Below are 19,250 nucleotides of genomic sequence, written 5' to 3' on the forward strand. Positions count from 1 at the left end.
AGGGATCGGCTGCAATAGCAGGCCCACACCGTTCGCGAGGCTGGCCTTGCCGCATCCGCTCGCTTGTTCCATTCGACTGCCCGCGTGGCTGCTCATCGTGCTGATTGCCATGTTGTCGAGCGGCTGCGCGAAGAAGCATGAGTCCCTGGGCAACGACGCCTATGTCTGGCAACGGCAGTGGACGCCCGCCCTGGCCGACGCGCTGCACGCCAGCCAGGACGCGGTGCAGACCTGGCGCGTGCTCGCCGCCGAAGTGGACGTGCACGGGCAATGGCACACCATGCGGCCCGACGCGGCGGCGCTGGCGGCGAGCGGCAAGCCGGTCATTGCGGTGGTGCGCATCGAAGGCCAGCTCGACCGCTGGGACGAACAAGCCCTCATCGACGGCGTGGATGGCGTGGTGACGGAATGGCGTCAGCGGGGACTATCGCCGGCAGGCGTGGAGATCGATCACGATTGCGCGACCTCGCGCCTGCCGGCCTACGCCCATTTTCTCGCTGCGCTGCGCCCCACCTTGGGCACGCGTGTACGTCTTTCGATCACCGCGCTGCCCACCTGGCTCGATAGCACGCAACTGGAGACGCTGCTCGCACAGGTGGACGAAGCCGTTCTGCAGGTGCATGCCGTGCAGTCGCCGCGCGCCGGCCTGTTCGATCCGCAGCGCGCGCACGCATGGATCGCCGCCTTTGCGAAGCGGGTGCATTCGCCTTGGCGGGTGGCCCTGCCGGCCTATGGCACGCGCGTGAGTTGGGACGACCAAGGGCGGGTGGCCGCTATCGAAAGCGAGCGGCCGACGCTGAGCGGCGCAAGCGACGCCAACGAGTTGTTTGCCGACCCCGTCGCCATGCAGGGCTTTTTGAACACCCTGCAGGCGGATGCGCCGCCCGGGCTGGCCGGCATCGTGTGGTTCCGTCTGCCTACCGACGACGATACGCGCGCCTGGAGCATGGCGACCTGGCGTGCCGTCCTTCTGCATCAGCCGCTGCGCATTTCCCTGTTGGCCCAGGTGCGCGCGGCGCGGCAGGCATCGCTGCGCGATCTGGTGTTGATCAACGCGGGCAATGCCGATGTGCCGCTGCCGTCGTTGGTGCGCCTGGATGCGGCCTGCTCGCTGGCCGATGGCGCCAATGGGTATACCTTGCAGCGTTCGGATCACGGGCTGTTCCTGCAGCGCGCTCGGGGCGGCCTGCTGCGCGCCGGTCGCCAGCTGGCCATTGGCTGGTTGCGTTGCGACGGTACGGCGGCGTTGCATATTGAAGCAGGGCGCGCCCGCTGACGCGACGTTGCCACGCTGCTGCCGCATACTTCGCGATATCGGGCGCGGAGCGCCCCGTTGACAGGTAACCTCATGTACAAGCGCTCATGGATCGTCGCTGGCCTGCTCACCTCGCTCGCGGGTGCCGTGGCCTGGGCCTGTGGCCCGATGTTCCCCAACCAGTTGCTCGATCACCGCGCCGATACGCTCAAGGCAACCCCGCAGAACAGCTTCGCTTTCGAGGCGATGCACCTGTTGGAGCCGACCGACAAGCTGGTGGCCGCTCCGTCGGGTGGCGGGGATGCATCGGCGCCCGACGCCGCTGCGCAGGCCAAGACCTTGGGTTTGAGTACCGCGCAGGCGGAACGGGTGGCCGCCCTGCGTCAGCTCGACAGCGCCGATGAAGCCTATGCCCAAGGCAAAGATCTGCCGGCCGATTTGCGCGCCTATACGGCGGGCGCGGTGGCCTTTGCGCAGGAGCGGCTGGATGACGCGGCAGCGCGCTTCGAGGAAGTGTTGGCGCTGCCGCCTGAGCAGGCCAAGCTGCGCGGCGTGTGGGCAGCCTTCATGCTGGGGCGCATCCATGCCGAGCAGATGAAAGCGGCCGGCGATGCGACGGCGTTCCAGCACGCGCGCAGCGAGGCTGCCAAGGCCTTCGAGCTGGCCCGCACGCGCGCGGTAGCCGGCGCTGACGATGCGCAGGCGCTGGCCGTGGCCAGTTTTGGCGAGGAAGCGCGTCTGTATCTCTACAGTGCCGGCGAGCAGTGCAGTTGGGACAACCTCAACGACTCTCAGAATCATTGTGGCGACGGTATCGCCGTGGCCGATCTCAAGCGCGCCATTACGTTGTACGCCGCACAGGCGGGCTACGGTTCGGACAGCGGCGTGCAATCGCTGGTGGTCCTGGCCGATCAAACGTTGCGCACGCCGTCGCAGTTGGCCGGGCTGATCGATGGCCCGGTGGCGCAGCGCATGCTGGTGGCCTACGCGCTGGCGCGCCTTGGCGGCGGCAGCATCGACTCCGTCAGCGGCGAGGCGAGCAAGCCCGATCCGCGTCTGGCGACGCTGATGCAGGCGATCGAGCAGCGCGGCCTGCACAAGGTTAGCGGCGCCGATCGTCTGGCCGCGCTGGCCTACGAAACCGGTCACTACGACGTGGCCGCGAATTTCGCGGCCAAGGCCAGCGGTCCGCTGGCCGATTGGGTGCGCGCCAAACTCGCATTGCAAAAGGGCGACCTGGCGGCCGCCAGTGCGGCCTACGCGGCAGCGGCCAAGGCCTTCCCCAAGGCCGGCCAAGCGCAGCCCGCCCTGGAGCCGGGCAACGTGCAACTGCTTACCGGCGAGCGAGGCGTGCTGGCGCTTGCTCGCGGCGAATACGTCGAGGCGCTGGGTCACCTTTACGACGCCGCGCAAGGCGTGGGCGGCGACGGCAACCTCTATGACGAGGAGGGTGACGGTGGCGGCTACGGCTATGGCAACGATGCCAACTATGTTGCTGAGCGCGTGCTTACGGTGGATGAGCTCAAGACCTTTGTCGATGCCCGTGCCCCCGCCACCCCGGTGCCGCCCAAGGGCAAGGACGAGGAGGGCTATTACCGCAATCAGCGCCCGCTGGGCGATAACCTGCGCTGGCTGCTGGCGCGCCGCCTGATGCGCGCCGGGCGCTATGACGAAGCGCAGGCGTATTTCCCCGTCGATGGCGATCCGCGCTTCGCCAGCTATGACGACGAAGGCAAGCCCCAGGCAACGACCTTGCGCAGCAAGGCTGCGGCCTATGCAAAGGCTTTGCATGAAGGCGAGCATGCCTGGACCCGTATCGGTCGTGCGCAGGGGCTTTACGCCGCGGCGAAGATCGCACGCGAGGACGGCATGGAAATCCTGGGCTACGAGCAGGGCCCCGATTACACCGACAACGGTGGCGGGTTCCAGGGTGGCAGCGGGCAGGCCGCCGAATCGCTCAAGCAGGGGTTCGTGACCGATGGCGAACGCCAGCGTTATGCCGACAGCGTGGCCAAGCCGGAGCGCCGCTTCCACTATCGCTACATTGCCGCCGACGAGGCCAGCGCCGCCGCTGATCTGCTGCCGCCGCGCTCGCAGGCCTTTGCTGCGGTGCTTTGCCAGGCCACGGGCTGGATGCAGGACGGTCCTCCGGATTACGAAGACAACTATCAGGGCTGGGGCGAGGAGAAGCCCAAGGGTGTGCCGGAGCGCCTGCAACGCGCCGATGCCCTGTATGCGCGCTATGTGAAGCAGGGTCCCTATGTGGACTGGGCGGAGGACTTCGGCCGCGATTGCGAGGAGCCTGATTTTGACCGCGCCCGCCAATTGCAGCGCACGCAGCAGGTGGCTGCGGTCCGTCACGCGGTGCGGCGCTACTTGCCCTATGAGGTGGCGGTTCTTGCGTTGGTGATGGTGGCATTTGGTGCCTGGGTGTGGCGTCGCCGCCGGCGCGCCAACGGCGGCTCGCACTGAGGCTTTGGCCCGGGCGCGGGGCGTCGCCCCGCGCTTTGCGCGATAATGGCCTATTCGACGCAAGCGCCCTGCCGTGAAGAAGACCGATTTCGATTTCGAGCTGCCCCCCGAGCTGATTGCCCAGGCACCCTTGGCCGAGCGTTCGGCCAGCCGCCTGCTGGTGCTGGATGTGGACGGCCAGACGCGGCAGGACCGCATGTTCCGTGACCTGCCGCAGTTCCTGCGCGAGGGTGACCTGCTGGTCTTCAACGACACCCGCGTACTACCGGCGCGCCTGTACGGGCGCAAGGAAAGCGGCGGGGCGGTCGAGATCCTGATTGAGCGCGTGACCGGTACACACGAGGCCACCGTGCAGTTGGGCGTGAGCAAAAAGCCCAAGGAAGGTGGCCGTATCGAACTGGCGGACGGCAGCTTTGCCGTGGTGCTGGGGCGTGAGGGGCCCTTCTTCCAACTGCGCTTTGAATCGCCTGATCCGCTGGAGCGCCTGCTGCTGCGCCTGGGGGAAATGCCCTTGCCGCCATACATCGAGCGCCACGCCGATGCCAGCGACATGGAGCGCTATCAGACCGTGTTTGCCCGCTCGCCGGGCGCGGTGGCCGCGCCCACCGCCGGGCTGCATTTCGACGAAGCCACGCTGGCGCTGCTGCGTGAACGCGGCATCCAGTTCGGCTATGTGACCTTGCATGTGGGAGCGGGCACCTTCCAGCCGGTGCGCGCGGACGACATCAAGGATCACCAGATGCACCGCGAGTGGCTTAACGTGGGGGCTGGCCTGGTGGAGCAGATACGCCGCACGCGCGCCGCGGGTGGTCGCGTGTTCGCCGTGGGTACCACGGTGGTGCGCGCGCTGGAGAGTGCCAGTCGCGATGGCGAATTGCAGCCCTTTGCCGGCGAAACCCAGATCTTCATTTTTCCGGGCTACAAGTTCAGCAGCATCGACGGCCTGCTCACCAACTTCCACTTGCCCCAATCGACCCTGCTGATGCTGGTGTCCGCGTTGGCCGGGCGGGATTTCATGCTGGCCTCCTACCGCCATGCGGTGGAGCAGAAATACCGCTTTTTCTCCTATGGCGACGCCATGTTGATCTTGCCGCAGGGCGGCTGAAGCCCGCGCGCCGCCGCTGGCTTCGGGTGGGTGGAGGGGGCCGGCGTTCAGGCGGACAAAGCACGAAACGTCGTAACCGGCGATAATGCGCCGATGACTTCCATGACCTTCGAACTCCAGGCCACCGATGGCGCGGCCCGTCGCGGCCGCCTCACGTTTGACCGCGGCACGGTGGAAACGCCGGCCTTCATGCCGGTGGGTACCTATGGCTCGGTGAAGGCGATGACGCCGCGGGATGTCCGCGAGATCGGCGCTGAAATCATCCTGGGCAACACCTTCCACCTGTATCTGCGCCCCGGTCTCGACGTGGTGGAGCAGTTCGGTGGCCTGCACAAATTCATCGGCTGGGACAAACCCATCCTCACCGATTCGGGCGGTTTCCAGGTGTTCTCGCTGGCGCACAAGCGCAAGATCACCGAGGAAGGCGTGGCGTTCGCTTCGCCGGTGGACGGCTCCAAGGTGTTTCTCTCGCCGGAAGAATCGATGCGGATCCAGAAGGTGCTGGATTCGGACGTGGTGATGATCTTTGACGAGTGCACGCCGTACCCGGCCACCGAAAAGGTCGCCTCCACCTCGATGGAACTGAGCCTGCGCTGGGCCGAGCGTTCGCGCCGCGCCTTCAACGACCTGAAGAACCCCAATGCGCTGTTCGGCATCGTGCAGGGTAGCGTGTACGAAAACCTGCGCCGTCGTTCGGCGGAGGGCCTGATCGAGATCGGCTTCGACGGGTACGCGGTGGGCGGCCTCGCCGTGGGCGAGCCGGAGGCTGAGCGCAACCATGCGCTGGACTTCACGGTGCCCCTGTTGCCGCAGGACAGACCGCGCTACCTGATGGGCGTGGGTCGGCCGGAGGACATCGTGGAAGCGGTGCGCCGCGGCATCGACATGTTCGATTGCGTCATGCCTACCCGCAATGCGCGCAATGGCTTCCTGTTCACCAACGAGGGCACTTTGCGTATCCGCAATGCCAAGTACGCGCTGGATACCCGGGTGATCGAGGAAGGCTGCGATTGCTACGCGTGCAGCAACGGCTTCAGCCGCGCGTATCTGCGCCACCTGGATCGTTGCAATGAGATTCTGGGCAGCCAGCTGGCGACCATGCATAACCTGCGTCACTACCAGCGCCTGATGGCGGGTCTGCGCGACGCTATCGCGGCGGGTCAGCTGGACGACTTCGTGGCGGAGTTCTATGCCCGCCGCCAGGGCGGCGTTGTGGCCTGACGCCATAAGCGGCTCCATGCCGGTTGGCGCCGGAAGGGCGGCATGCCGCGATCGGGGAACCATCTGCCTGCCGCCCCGGTCCAGCCCCTTGGAATTGCCATCGGCCGCCGCCAACCCCTTGGCGGACGGTTCTTGTGACGCATGCAGGCCCCGGGGGCGCATGGCATAATCCACGATCTTTTATCAGGTTTCGACGGAAATTCCCGTTGGAACCGCTACTTACGAGACAAGCTGATGAATCTTACGACGTCCTTCGTGATCGCTCAGGCCGCTCCGGCCGCCGGCGCAGCCCAGGCACCGAACCCGATCATGACGTTCCTGCCGCTGATCCTGCTGTTCGTCGTGTTCTATTTCCTGATGATTCGTCCGCAGATGAAGCGCCAGAAAGAACACCGCACCATGGTGGCGGCGTTGTCCAAGGGCGACGAGGTGGTCACCAACGGTGGCATCGCCGGCAAGGTGGCCGACGTGGGTGAGAGCTTCATCACGGTCGAAATCGCGCCGAACGTGATGATCAAGCTGCAGAAGGGTGCCGTGCAGCAGGTGCTGCCCAAGGGCACGCTGAAGTCGTCCTGACGACTTGCCGGGGCGGAGGGGTCCCGGTCCATCCGATGCATTGCTCGCCGCGGCCGGCCTCAGGCCGCGGCTTTTGACGGATTCAAGGCATGAGTGATTTTCCACGCTGGAAATATGCGCTGGTCGCCATCGTATTGGTGCTCGGCATTGTCTATGCGTTGCCCAACGCGTTCCTGCCGGTACCTGCCGTGCAGATCACGGCCAACCGCAACGGCACCGTCGACCAGGCGCTCGAGCAGAAGGTCGTCGCGGCCCTTGCGCAGGCGAACATCGCCAACACGGGCATCGAGATCAAGGGCGACCACCTGCTCGCCAGCTTCTCCAATGCCGATGTGCAGAAGAGCGCTGCCGATAGCATCAAGGCGGCCCTGGGCGATGACTACACGGTAGCGTTCAATCTCAAGCCCACCGTGCCGGCCTGGCTCACCGCCATCGGCGCCAAGTCGATGCCGCTGGGCCTGGACTTGCAGGGTGGCGTGCACTTTCTCATGCAGGTCGATCAGAACGATGTGATCGACAAGCAGGAAACGCGCTATGCCGACGATATCCGCAGCCTGCTGCGTGAAAAGAACATTCGCTATGAGTCGGTGACGCGCAACGCGCAGCGCGGGCAGGGCGTATCGGTGGTGCTCAAGTCCGCCGAGGATCGCGCCGCGGCGGCGAACATCATCGCTACCGAATACCCCGATCTGACCGTGCAGGACGCGAGCGCCAGCGGCGATCGCTTCCCGTTGAATGCCGCGGTGCGCCCGGACAAGCTGCGTGAGCTGTCGCTCAACACCATTCGCCAGAACCTGGGCACCTTGCGCAATCGTATCAATGCGCTGGGTGTGTCCGAGCCGATCATCCAGCAGCAGGGCGACAGCCGCATCGTGGTCGAGCTGGCCGGCGTGCAGGACACCGCCGAAGCCAAGAAGCTGATCGGCGCGACCGCCACGCTGGAATATCGCGCCGGCTACGGTACGCCGCAGCAGGCGATGGACGTGGCCCGCTCGGGCATCGTTCCGCCGGATGCGCGCCTGTACAAGGGCCGCGAGGGTCAGCCTTACCTGCTCAGCAAGAACATCATCGTCACCGGCGACCAGCTGGTGGATGCGTCCTCCACCTTCGACCAGCAGAGCGGTTCGCCCGCGGTGTCGGTGACGCTCAATGCGGTTGGCGCCAAGAAGATGCTGGACTTCACCACCGGTAACGTCGGCAAGCCGATGGGTGTGGTGTATGTGGAGCGCGTGGTCGAGACCAAGATCGTCGACGGTAAGGAAGTGCGTACGCCCAAGATCACCGAAGAGGTGATCAACTACGCCACCATCAATGGTGTGTTCGGCAAGAACTTCCAGACCACCGGCCTGCGCAGCCCGAAGGAAGCCTCCGAGTTGGCGCTGCTGCTCAAGGGCGGCTCGCTGGCCGCGCCGATCGACATCGTCGAAGAGCGCGTGATCGGCCCGAGCCTGGGTCAGGAAAACATCCAGAAGGGCCTGCGTGCCGTCACCCTGGGCCTGGCCCTGGTGCTGCTTGCGGCCGCGTTCTACTACAAGCTGTTCGGTCTGGTGGCCGACGTGGCGCTGTTCTTCAACCTGGTGATTCTGGTGGCGGTAATGTCCGCCGTGGGCGTCACGCTCACCATGCCGGGCATTGCCGGTATCGTGCTGACCCTGGGTATGGCGATTGACGCCAACGTGCTCATCTGCGAACGCGTAAGAGAAGAGTTGCGCAATGGTTCCTCGCCGCTGGCGGCTATTCGCGCCGGTTACGACAAGGCCTGGGCCACCATTCTCGACGCCAACGTCACCCACCTTATCGCCGCACTGGCTCTGACCACGATGGGCTCGGGTCCGATCAAGGGCTTCGGCGTGACGTTGCTGATCGGCATCCTCACCTCGATGTTCACCTCGGTCACCGTGACGCACGCCATCACGGCGCTGATCCACGGTCATCGCAAGCTCAAGACGCTGTCGGTCTGAAGAGGAACAGACACCTATGGAAATCTTCAACCACAACGCCAATGTGAACTTCCTCGGTATGAGGAAGATCAGCGTGGGTATCGCCATCCTGCTGATGCTTGCCTCCATCGCGCTGATCGCCGTGAAAGGCCTCAACTACGGTCTCGACTTCACCGGCGGTGTATCGCTGGTAGTGGACTACGAGAACCCGGTGACCACCGTCGAAGTGCAGGAGGCCCTGGACAAGGGTGGCATCGAGCATTCACTGGTGGCCAGCCTCGGCGGCACGCGCGAAGTATCGGTGCGCTTCCAGCCCACCGCCGCAATGAAGGACGAGGCGGGCAAGGTCAACCTGGACAAGGTGTCGGCGGTGACTACCGCAGTGCTCAAGGCCGCTCGCGCGGATGTGAGCGTCAAGAGCCGCGACTACGTCAGTTCTACCGTGGGCGATGAGCTTCGCAGTGACGGTGTGATCGCCGCCATCGTGGTGGTACTCGGCATCGGCTTATACCTGGGCATCCGCTTCGAGTGGCGTTTCGCGGTGGCGGCCATTGCCACCGAGGCGCACGACGCGCTGGTGACGGTGGGCATCTTCGCGCTTACCCAGCGTGAGTTTGACCTGACGGTGCTGGCCTCGGTGCTGGCGGTGATCGGTTACTCGATCAACGACAAGGTGGTGGTGTTCGACCGCGTGCGTGAGCTGTTCCGCCTGGCCCGCAAGGCCGAGCCGGAGGAGATCCTCAACCGTTCGATCAACAACACGCTGTCGCGAACCATCATCACCGCGCTGTTCACGGCCATCACCATGGCGGCGCTGTATTTCTTCGGTGGCCCGGTGGTGCACGGCTTCGCCATCACCATGTTGATCGGCATCCTGGTGGGTACGCTGTCCTCGATCTTCGTGGCGAGCCCGATCCTGCTGTGGCTGGGCGTGTCCAAGCAGGACCTGATGCCCAAGTCCAAGGAAAACCCGGAGCTGGCGCGCCGTCCATAAGCATCGGCAGCCACCCCGCTCAAGCAAACGGCCCGGTTTTCCGGGCCGTTTTTTTTTGCGTCCTTTTGTGGCGAACGGCCTGTCTTGTGTGGCGGACAGCCGGGCGTTTTCAGCAGCCTATGGGCGGGGCGCCATGGGGATCTTTCCCAAGAAAATTCCAGTCTTTCAGCAAGCTAACGCCGTTTTCGCCGTCGGTCGACGTAGGAATGCGGCCTGCAAAGTACTTCCTTTCTTCAGACTGAAGATGTGAATTTATTGTTGACAGATCGTAAGAAATAACCCATGTTCGTAGTTACTTCCTGTTTCAAGCGCGAAACATTGCGATGACAGGAGGCGCGCAGGCCGGGCGAATACGCGGGCCGTGTGGGGGGGGGTCTGCTGGGGGAGCCTTCAGATTCGAACCTGACGACTTTTGGTCAACCGGCGTAGCCGCGTGGACCCGGCATTGTTTTGCCCATTTTCGGGTTTTTTCGGGGAGAAACGTTTGATGAGTTCGAATAAGTTGAATGGCCTGGTGCTGCGACGCTCGACGCTCGCCATTGCCATGACCATGGGTCTGGCGGGCGCGGCGTTCGCACAGTCGACCACCGGTACCATCTTTGGCCAGGCAGAAGCCGGCGAAACGGTGACCGTGTCCGGTTCCACCGGCATCACCCGTTCGGTGACCGTCGATAACTCGGGTCGTTACCGCATTGCCAACCTGCCGCTGGGCACGTACTCCGTGCAGCTGCAGAAGGGTGGCTCGACCGTCGATACCCGCAACAATGTTTCCATTACGGTGAACGCGGGTACCGAAGTGTCCTTCGTGAGCGCCGATGCGAAGGCATTGTCCGCCGTGACCGTGACCGCCAATGCGCTGCCGGCGATCGACGTGTCGTCGGTCGATTCGCGCACCGTGGTGACCTCGCAGGACCTGGAGCGCTTGCCGCTGGGTCGTAGCGCCGAAGCCATCGCACTGCTGGCGCCGGGCGTGGTGCCGGGTAGCGGCTACTTCTCCGGCCAGTCCGCTGGTTCGTCGGTGGTGTCGTTCGGTGGTTCCGCTGTCAGCGAGAACGCCTACTACATCAACGGCTACAACAGCTCCGACCCACTGAAGAACCTGGGCGGTATCGGTCTGCCGTACGGCGCGATCGACCAGCAGGAAATCTACACCGGTGGTTACAGCGCCATGTACGGTCGTTCGGACGGTGGCGTGATCAGCCAGGTCGGCAAGCGCGGCACGAACGACTGGCACTTCGGTGGCCAGGTGCTGTGGTCGCCGCGGTTCCTCGCCGAGTCGCCCAGGGACGTCTATTTCCCGAACAATGCGCTGCCGGCCGGCTACGGTTACACCAACAAGAGCCAGCCGGGCACGCTGTACCGCTCGCGCAAGGACAACGTGAAGTGGAACAACACCTACAGCGCTTACATGGGTGGTCCGCTGATTCAGGACAAGCTGTACCTGTTCGTGGCGGCTGAAGCTGAGAAGCAGGAAGGCAAGTCGACGTCCTCGTCCACGGCGGCGGTGCCGGCCAACACGTACTACACGTACAAGATTCCCAAGTACTACACCAAGCTCGACTGGAACATCAACGACAGCAACATCCTCGAGCTGACGAGCATTTCCAACAAGACCGAGTACAGCGGTGACCTGTATCGCTACAACTACGCCACGGGCGTGGAAAGCAGCCTGGCCGGTCACGACACGTCAACCAAGACGGGTTCGGACATCTACATCGGCAAGTACACCAGCTATATCACCGACAACCTGACGTTCTCGGCGACGTATGGCCAGAACTACGCGATCGACTATTCGAACACGCCGGGCCTGACCACCACGCAGAACTACCTTAGCGGCGTCACCAACCAGAACCCGGCCTATACCGGCGGCACGCCGATTCGTAACAGCAACACCGTGCTGTACGTGAAGGACCCGGGCGCGAAGAACAAGACCCACGGTCTGCGCCTCGACCTTGAGTACAAGTTGGGCGATCACCTGCTGTCGGCTGGTATCGACAACATGCACTACAAGGCCACCAACGAAGGCCAGCAGATCAGCGGTCCGGGCTACGCGTGGATTTACTACAAGGCGGCGACCGGCAAGGAGAATGTGCCGATCCAGCCGGCCTTCGGCGTTGGCGCTCCGGGTGGTAAGGGTTACTACACCGCTCGCTACGTGTTCTCCACCACCACCAGCATGGCGGTGGACCAGAAGGCGCAGTACATCGAGGACACCTGGCAGATCAATGATCGCTGGATGGTGAAGCTCGGCCTGCGTGACGACCAGTTCACCAACTACAACAGCGCTGCGGTGAAGTACGTCGACCAGAAGGACCAGTGGGCGCCGCGTCTGGGCTTCAGCTGGGACGTGTTCGGCGATTCCACCTTCAAGGTGTTCGGTAACCTCGGGCGCTACTACCTCGCGCTGCCCAACAGCGTGGCGATTCGCGGTGCCTCGGCCTCGACCTTCACTTACGAGTACTTCACCTATAGCGGCATCGATGCCAACGGTGCGCCGACCGGCCTGAAGCCGATGGGCCCGGGCCCGGTGTCGACCAACGGCGAATACGGCCAGGCGCCGGATGCGCATTCGGTCGCCGCGTCCAACCTGAAGTCGCAGTACCAGGATGAAGCCATCCTTGGCTTCAACAAGACGCTGGGCTCCAACTGGCTGTATGGCGCCAAGGTCACCGTGCGCAAGCTGCAGAGCGCGATCGACGACGTGTGCGATCCGGATGCGGTCGAAGCCAAACTCGTCGCTACCGGCGTCAATCCGAAGAGCGTGGTGCTCCCGCACGGCTGCTTGATCTTCAACCCGGGCGAGACCAACGACTTCCTGTTGGCCAATGCCAACGGCAGCGGCTACACCAAGGTCAGCATGTCGACCAAGGATTGGGGCTTCGCTTCGGGCGCCAAGCGCAAGTACTACGCACTGGACCTGTTCGTCGAGCATCCGTTCGATGGCAAGTGGCAGGGTCGTGTGGATTACACCTTCTCGCGCAGCTACGGCAACACGGAAGGCCAGGTGCTCTCGACCATCGGTCAGGACGACGTGTCCAAGACGCAAGACTGGGATACCCCGGCTCTGATGGAGAACAGCAATGGTGTGCTGTCCAACGACCGCACCCATCAGCTGAAGGCATTCGGCGCTTACCAGATCGCCTCGGAATGGATGGTTTCCGGTGCGGTGCGTGTGATGTCCGGTGCGCCGAAGGCTTGCTTGGGCTACTACGGCGCCAATGAAGGTGATCCGTCGGGCTACAAGTCCAAGTACCGTTGGTGCGGCGGTCAGCCGTCGCCGCTGGGCAGCAACGGTCGCTTGCCGTGGACCAAGTTCCTCGACCTGGGCGTGAGCTATCGCCCGACCTGGGGCGACAAGAAGTTGGCGTTCAACATGAACGTGTTTAATGTGCTCAATGAGCGCAAGCCGACGGTGTTGGACGGCGTCTATGAAACCGGTCGCTACACTGTCTCCAACACCTACGGTGCCGCGCTGTACCAGACCGCACCGCGTTACGCCCGCTTCTCGGTGACTTACGACTTCTAAGTCGTACCACCGATGCTTCCCACGCTTCGTGGCGTTTCCTTCCCGGGCGCCACGGGCAACGGGTGTGTAGGGCCACACCTACATTGCATGGTGCTTCCAAGGCGTGTTGCACAGAACCACCGGCTTAGGCCGGTGGTTTTTTTTCGACAAAATTTTACGCAGCCACGGTCGTTGGAAATTTCGTTTCAGGCGAGATTTTTTCTTGTAGGACAAATATTTGGCGTTAGGTAAGTGCTTGCATAGTCGTTGATATGGGCCAATGTTCGGGAATTTTGCTCCGCAGCAAATATTAAAGCTGTGTTGACACGGCGTAAGAAATAGCCCTACTTTCGCTACATATTTCGCTTACGTCAGCTTCACTTAAGCTTACAAGCGGGGTGCGCAAGGAATTGCGCTGGCGCGTGCAGGGTGGGATCTGCAGGGGGAGCCTCTTTCAGATTCACGTCCAGACGCATCTGGCTGGCCGGGCTTCGGCTGGCACGGCTTTTTTGCCCTCTTGGGCATTTACGGGGAGATCCAATCGATGAACTTTCGTACGTTGAACGGTGCTGTCGTCCTGCGGCGCTCGGCCCTGGCCATGGCGTTGACCATGGGCATGGCGGGCGTGGCGTTTGCGCAGTCCACTACCGGCACCATTTTTGGCCAGGCAGAAGCCGGCGAAACGGTAACCGTGACGGGTTCCACCGGTATCTCGCGCTCCGCGACGGTGGACAACGCGGGCCGCTACCGCATCAGTAATCTGCCGCTGGGCACTTACAACGTGGTGCTCCAGAAGAATGGCGCCACGGTCGATACGCGCAAGGACGTCTCCATTACGGTGAACGCTGGTACGGAAGTGTCGTTTGCGGCTGCAGCCAATGCGCAGGCGCTCGCGTCCGTGACCGTGACCGCTAATGCGCTCCCGGCGATCGACGTATCGTCGGTGGATTCGCGCACCGTGATCACCTCGCAGGATCTGGATCGTCTGCCGCTGGGGCGCAGCGCCGAAGCCATCGCGCTGCTGGCGCCGGGCGTGGTGCAGGGTAGCGACTACTTCTCCGGCCAGAAAGCTGGCTCGCCGGTGGTGTCCTTCGGCGGCTCCTCGGTCACAGAGAATGCCTATTACATCAACGGCTACAACACCACCGACCCGCTGAGCAACCTGGGCGGTATCGGTCTGCCGTATGGTGCGATCGATCAGCAGGAAATCTACACCGGCGGCTATAGCGCCATGTATGGCCGCTCGGACGGCGGTGTGATCAGCCAGGTGGGTAAGCGCGGCACCAACGAGTGGCACTTCGGTGGCCAGGTGCTGTGGTCGCCGCGTTTCCTTGCGCAGGATCCGAAGGACGTCTATTTCCCGAACCAGGCGCTGCCGGATGGCTACGCCTACACGGACGACACCCTGCCGGGCACCAAGTACCGCTCGCGCAAGGACAACACCAAGTGGAATACCACCTATAGCGCGTACGTTGGCGGTCCACTGATCAAGGACAAGCTGTTCTTGTTCGTGGCGGCCGAAGCCGAGAAGCAGGAAGGCAAGTCCACCTCGACCTCGGTCGCGGCGCAGCCGGCCAACACCTACTACACGTACAAGGTTCCCAAGTACTACGCGAAGCTGGATTGGAACATCAACGAGAGCAACATCCTCGAATTGACCAGCATCTCCAACAAGACGCAGTACAGCGGCTCGAAGTACTACTACGACTATGCGACCGGCAAGGACAGCGACTTCATCGGCAACGATACGTCGACCAAAACCGGTTCGGACATCTATATCGGCAAGTACACCAGCTACATCACCGATAACCTGACCTTTTCGGCAACCTATGGCCAGAACCGCGCGATCGATTACTCGACCATCCCCGGTCTCGATCCGAGCCTGGTGTACCTGAGCCGCCCGGATCTGCAGAATCCGGCCTACAACGGCGGCAATCCGGTCTATAGCGGCAACACCATCCTGTACGCCAAGAACCCGAACGCGCACAACAAGACGCATGGTCTGCGCCTGGATCTTGAGTACAAGCTGGGCGATCACACCATCACTGGTGGTATCGACAACATGCACTTCACCGCCACGGACGAAGGCCAGCAGGTCAGCGGCCCCGGCTATGCGTGGCTGTACAGCAAGACCTCCAAGCCGAACTCGCCGATTTCCAGCGAGCAGGGCATTGGTGCGCCGGGTGGCGACGGCTACTACGTGCGTCGCTACGTGTTCACCACCACCACCAGCATGTCGGTGGACCAGAAGGCGCAGTACCTGGAAGACCGCTGGCAGGTCAACGATCGCTGGCTGCTGAGCCTGGGTTTGCGCGATGACCAGTTCACCAACTACAACGCGGCCGGCCAGGCCTATGTGAAGAACAAGAACCAGTGGGCCCCGCGTCTGGGCTTCAGCTGGGACGTGTTTGGTGACTCCACCTTCAAGGTGTTCGGTAACCTGGGCCGCTACTACCTCGCGTTGCCCAACAGCGTGGCGATCCGTGGCGCTTCGCCGTCGACCTTCACCTATGAGTACTTCACCTACGGCGGCATTGATGCCAATGGCAACCCGACCGGCCTGAAGGCGCTGGGTCCCGGCCCGGTATCTACCAATGGCGAGTATGGCGAAACGCCCGATCCCAAGACCGTCACGGCCAGCAACCTGAAGTCGCAGTACCAGGATGAAGCGATTCTCGGCTTCAGCAAGCAGCTGGGTTCGGACTGGGTGTTCGGTGCCAAGGCCACCTTGCGCAAGCTGCAGACAGCCATTGACGACGTGTGCGATACCGATCCGCTGATCGCCAAGGCGGCTGCGCAGGGCATCGACCCGGATTCGGTCCTGCTGCCGCATAGCTGCTTGATCTTCAACCCGGGCGAGACCAATACCTTCCTGCTGGCCAAGGCCGATGGCAGCGGCTACGAGAAGGTGAGCATGTCCACCCGCGATTGGGGCTTCCAGCAGGGTGCCAAGCGCAAGTACTACGCGCTGGACCTGTTCCTGGAGCATCCGTTTGATGGCAAGTGGCAGGGCCGCGTGGACTACACCTTCTCGCGCAGCTACGGCAACACGGAAGGCCAGGTGCTCTCCACCGTGGGCCAGGACGACGTCTCCAAGACGCAGGACTGGGATGCCCCGTCGCTCATGGTCAACAGCAATGGCGAGCTGTCCAACAACCGCACGCATCAGCTGAAGGCTTATGGCACCTACATGATCTCGCCGGAGTGGATGGTGTCCGGCGCGCTGCGTGTGATGTCTGGCGCACCCAAGGCATGCCTGGGCTTCTACGGTCCGGACAACAGCGATCCCGCGGGCGGCTACTACTCGGCGTATCGCTGGTGCGGCGGCAAGCCGTCCAACCTGGGCAGCATGGGCCACCTGCCGTGGACCAAGACCGTGGACCTTGGCGTGACTTATCGTCCGGAGTGGGGCGACAAGAAGCTCGCCTTCAACTTCAACATCTTCAATGTGTTCAACGAGCGCAAGCCGACTGTGCTCGATGCCACCTACGAAGACGATAAGTTCACTGTGTCCAACACCTACGGTGCGGCCGTGTACCAGACCACGCCGCGCTACGGCCGCTTCTCGGTCACATACGACTTCTAAGGAGCTCGTGCTGGCCGCAAGGCCAGCCACGCCACGCGATGTCACTCCCGTCATCGCGTGGTGTTTTCGTAGGGAAAGGATTCTTGGAAACCGATGCCCTGCCGCCGGCTTGCCCGGCGGCTTTTTTACGCGTGCTCCTCCGCCGTGGCCGCCCACGTGTTTGGCTCAGGGCGTCAGGTTCGGTTCGCTTGTCATCATGGGCAGCGATGCGTCGATGCCTTCGATGACCATCACCACCGCCAGCACACCTGCCGCCGTGATAGCGGCCAGGATCAGCCCGCGCGTGTTGAACGCCCGCCTGCCCGACGTTCTTGTGCAAGCCTTCACGGCGCAGGGCTTGCTGCAGCCGGTTAGGGAGCCGGGTACTGGAACGCGGCTAGTTCCGGCCGGTGTAGCCAGCCAGTCGCACCCCGCTGCCGCGTGTGAGGGTGTTCGTGGAATTCATGGTCACGCGACTTCTTCCGCCGAATGGAATGACGGATGGGACCTCAGGCCACCTCGGCCGACGTCTTGTCCGTGGTCGTTGCCCTGTCCATAGCGGTTGGCGCCGCGCCATGCGCGGGTTGCATCACATGGTGCGCCAAGCCGTGGAGGTCGAGTTGATCGACGGGAATGGGACGATAGTCCGGCCCGAACGCCACTTCGCCGAACTTCCATCCCGCCGGGCGGCGCACCGCGCCCCAAAAGCGCTTCACTGCGTTCCAGTGCAGGCCGATCAGGTTGTGGTTGTTGTCATCGTCCACCATCGGATCGCCCACCCCGGTGGGGCGCAGCGGCTCGTTATAAAGCGCGGTGCCGAACAGCACGTCCCAGATCGAGAATACCTGACCGAAATTGCAGTTGTGCAGCTTGGGACGCTCGGGGTCGACCAGCATGTGATGCAGACGGTGGAACTTGGGCGAAACGAACACGCGGTTGAACACTGGGCCAAAAGCGATGCGCACGTTGGCGTGCGAGAAGTTCTGCACCAGTTCGCCAAATAGCACCAACCAGGCAAATTGCTCGGGCTCCACGCCCATGACGATGCCCACGCAGGCCAGGATCATCGATTGGATGAAGCCGTCGATCAGGCTGCCGCGATCATTGGTCCAGCAGCTCATCTGCCGTGTACTGTGATGCATGCTGTGCAGCGCCCACCACCAGGGCAGCGCGTGCTGCAATCGATGCATCCAGTAGTAGACGAAGTCGTAGACCAGGTAATAGCAGCCGAACAGCAGCCACGGATGCTGCTTGAGCCACGGCACCCAGTGGGTGATGGCGAGCGGCGAGGCGCTGGCATCGCTGGGGCCGGTATCCGGGCCGCCAAAATAATTGGCGATGGGGGTGAGTATCAGGTAGCTGAAGATGGGGAAGATACCCACCAGCATCATCACCGTGTACTGGAAATCCACCGCGGTCAGCTTGCGGTTCTCCCACTTCTCCGCGGGAACGATGCTCTCCAGCGGGCGGAAAATAAGGCCGATGATGGCCAACTGCACGGCAGCGATGAGCAGGGACGCGGCAATGTCATTGGGATCGCCCGCCAGCCCTTCCAGGTGCAGCAACTGCAGCACCGGCAGCACGCCGTGGCTGGCGAACCAGCTGACCAAGTGAGACCAAAGTTCGGACATCGTGGATACCTTGCGGGAAAGCGGGGCGGTCCTGCAGGGCATCTCCTGGCGCAGGGCGCCCTACAGAACTGGGCGGTTTAGGATACCGCCGGTCTCCGGCAGCATCCATCCGGTAGGATTTTGCGCCCGCTTCCTTTCGCTCAGCTTGGGGGCTCTGATCGACGCCGCCTGGGCGCCACGACGCCCTTCCGGGCATCACTCATCCCACGATGTTCAATCCATCCGGCCTGAGGGGCGGCCAATAAGGCGATGATCAGAGCATCCCGGCGCGCAGGCGTGCATCCAGTTCGCTGAGACGCTGGGGCGTGCCCACGTCGGTCCATGCGCCGGGATGATGGCTGCCGCGCAGCTGGCCTTGGACGATGGCACGTTCCAGCAGGGGGCGAAGCTTGAAACGCGGCGGCTGCTCCTGCGCGCCGGCATCGGTGATCACCCGCGGCCAGTGGTCGAGCAACTCGCGTCGGAACACGCCAATGCCGCTATAGGTGAGGCGCGGCTGGGTATCGTGGTCGTGGAGCAGGCCCTGGGCATCCAGCGCAAAGTCACCGCGTGGATGGTGCGCGGGGTTATCCACCATCAGTAGATGGGCCGTGCCCTTGGGTTCGGCGGGCAGGGTGGCCAAATCGATATCGCTCCAGACATCGCCGCTGATGACGAGGAAAGGTTCCGGCCCCAGCAGCGGCAGCGCATTGAACATGCCGCCGCCGGTTTCCAGCGGGGTCGTGCCTTCATAGGCATAACGGATGCGCAGCCCCCAGCGTGAGCCGTCACCCAGTGCTTCGGGAAACTGATCGGCCAGATGCGAGGTATTGATGACCACATAGCGCACGTCGATGGCGGCCAGTTTTTCAAGGTGCCATTCGATCAATGGCTTGCCGCCTACCGCCAGCAGCGGTTTGGGCGTGTGTTCGGTGAGCGGACGCATGCGCTCACCCAGGCCGGCGGCGAAGATCAATGCGTGGCGCATGCGTACCTGCTCTTGTCGG

General features: G+C 63.3%; 12 protein-coding genes. 9 read left to right on the forward strand and 3 right to left on the reverse strand.

Annotated features, from left to right (window positions below):
* Positions 1 to 46: 46 nt before the first annotated feature.
* The 9 genes from JHD67_RS01190 (at position 47) to JHD67_RS01230 (ending at position 16,654) form a co-directional block, all read left to right on the forward strand.
* The gene (locus JHD67_RS01190; protein WP_233171561.1) at positions 47 to 1,276 is read left to right on the forward strand and encodes a DUF3142 domain-containing protein; all 1,230 of its coding nucleotides are present in this window, start codon (positions 47 to 49) and stop codon (positions 1,274 to 1,276) included.
* A gap of 72 nt (positions 1,277 to 1,348) precedes the next feature.
* Positions 1,349 to 3,727 carry a hypothetical protein gene (locus tag JHD67_RS01195; protein WP_199096494.1) on the forward strand — a complete coding sequence of 793 codons (2,379 nt, stop codon included), beginning with the start codon at positions 1,349 to 1,351 and terminating at the stop codon, positions 3,725 to 3,727.
* A gap of 73 nt (positions 3,728 to 3,800) precedes the next feature.
* Positions 3,801 to 4,832 carry a tRNA preQ1(34) S-adenosylmethionine ribosyltransferase-isomerase QueA gene (gene queA / locus JHD67_RS01200; RefSeq protein ID WP_199096496.1) on the forward strand — a complete coding sequence of 344 codons (1,032 nt, stop codon included), beginning with the start codon at positions 3,801 to 3,803 and terminating at the stop codon, positions 4,830 to 4,832.
* Between the two features lie 93 nt (positions 4,833 to 4,925).
* A complete protein-coding gene (gene tgt / locus JHD67_RS01205; protein ID WP_199096498.1) occupies positions 4,926 to 6,053 on the forward strand; it encodes a tRNA guanosine(34) transglycosylase Tgt in 1,128 nt (375 codons plus the stop codon).
* 234 nt (positions 6,054 to 6,287) lie between these two features.
* Complete coding sequence (gene yajC, locus JHD67_RS01210) at positions 6,288 to 6,629, forward strand: preprotein translocase subunit YajC (protein WP_199096500.1); 342 nt, start codon at positions 6,288 to 6,290, stop codon at positions 6,627 to 6,629.
* Positions 6,630 to 6,718: 89 nt separating this feature from the next.
* The gene (secD, locus tag JHD67_RS01215) at positions 6,719 to 8,590 is read left to right on the forward strand and encodes a protein translocase subunit SecD (protein WP_199096502.1); all 1,872 of its coding nucleotides are present in this window, start codon (positions 6,719 to 6,721) and stop codon (positions 8,588 to 8,590) included.
* A 16-nt stretch (positions 8,591 to 8,606) separates the two neighbouring features.
* A complete protein-coding gene (gene secF, locus JHD67_RS01220; protein ID WP_199096504.1) occupies positions 8,607 to 9,563 on the forward strand; it encodes a protein translocase subunit SecF in 957 nt (318 codons plus the stop codon).
* Positions 9,564 to 10,050: 487 nt separating this feature from the next.
* Positions 10,051 to 13,089: a TonB-dependent receptor gene (locus JHD67_RS01225; protein ID WP_233171562.1), complete on the forward strand. Its 3,039-nt coding sequence runs from the start codon at positions 10,051 to 10,053 to the stop codon at positions 13,087 to 13,089.
* A 523-nt stretch (positions 13,090 to 13,612) separates the two neighbouring features.
* Positions 13,613 to 16,654, forward strand: coding sequence for a TonB-dependent receptor (locus JHD67_RS01230; protein WP_233171563.1), 3,042 nt, complete (start codon positions 13,613 to 13,615; stop codon positions 16,652 to 16,654).
* A 165-nt stretch (positions 16,655 to 16,819) separates the two neighbouring features.
* Here the strand turns inward: JHD67_RS01230 and JHD67_RS01235 are convergent, their stop codons facing one another.
* From JHD67_RS01235 to murU, 3 genes are all read right to left on the reverse strand, one after another.
* Positions 16,820 to 16,981 carry a hypothetical protein gene (locus JHD67_RS01235; protein ID WP_199096506.1) on the reverse strand — a complete coding sequence of 54 codons (162 nt, stop codon included), beginning with the start codon at positions 16,979 to 16,981 and terminating at the stop codon, positions 16,820 to 16,822.
* A gap of 161 nt (positions 16,982 to 17,142) precedes the next feature.
* Positions 17,143 to 18,264, reverse strand: coding sequence for a sterol desaturase family protein (locus tag JHD67_RS01240; RefSeq protein ID WP_199096509.1), 1,122 nt, complete (start codon positions 18,262 to 18,264; stop codon positions 17,143 to 17,145).
* Positions 18,265 to 18,517: 253 nt separating this feature from the next.
* Positions 18,518 to 19,231 (reverse strand): N-acetylmuramate alpha-1-phosphate uridylyltransferase MurU, encoded by a 714-nt coding sequence (murU, locus tag JHD67_RS01245; protein WP_199096511.1) that lies wholly within the window; start codon positions 19,229 to 19,231, stop codon positions 18,518 to 18,520.
* Positions 19,232 to 19,250: the final 19 nt, after the last annotated feature.

It is taken from the genome of Dyella sp. ASV21, assembly GCF_016428975.1.
Classification (GTDB): domain Bacteria; phylum Pseudomonadota; class Gammaproteobacteria; order Xanthomonadales; family Rhodanobacteraceae; genus Dyella.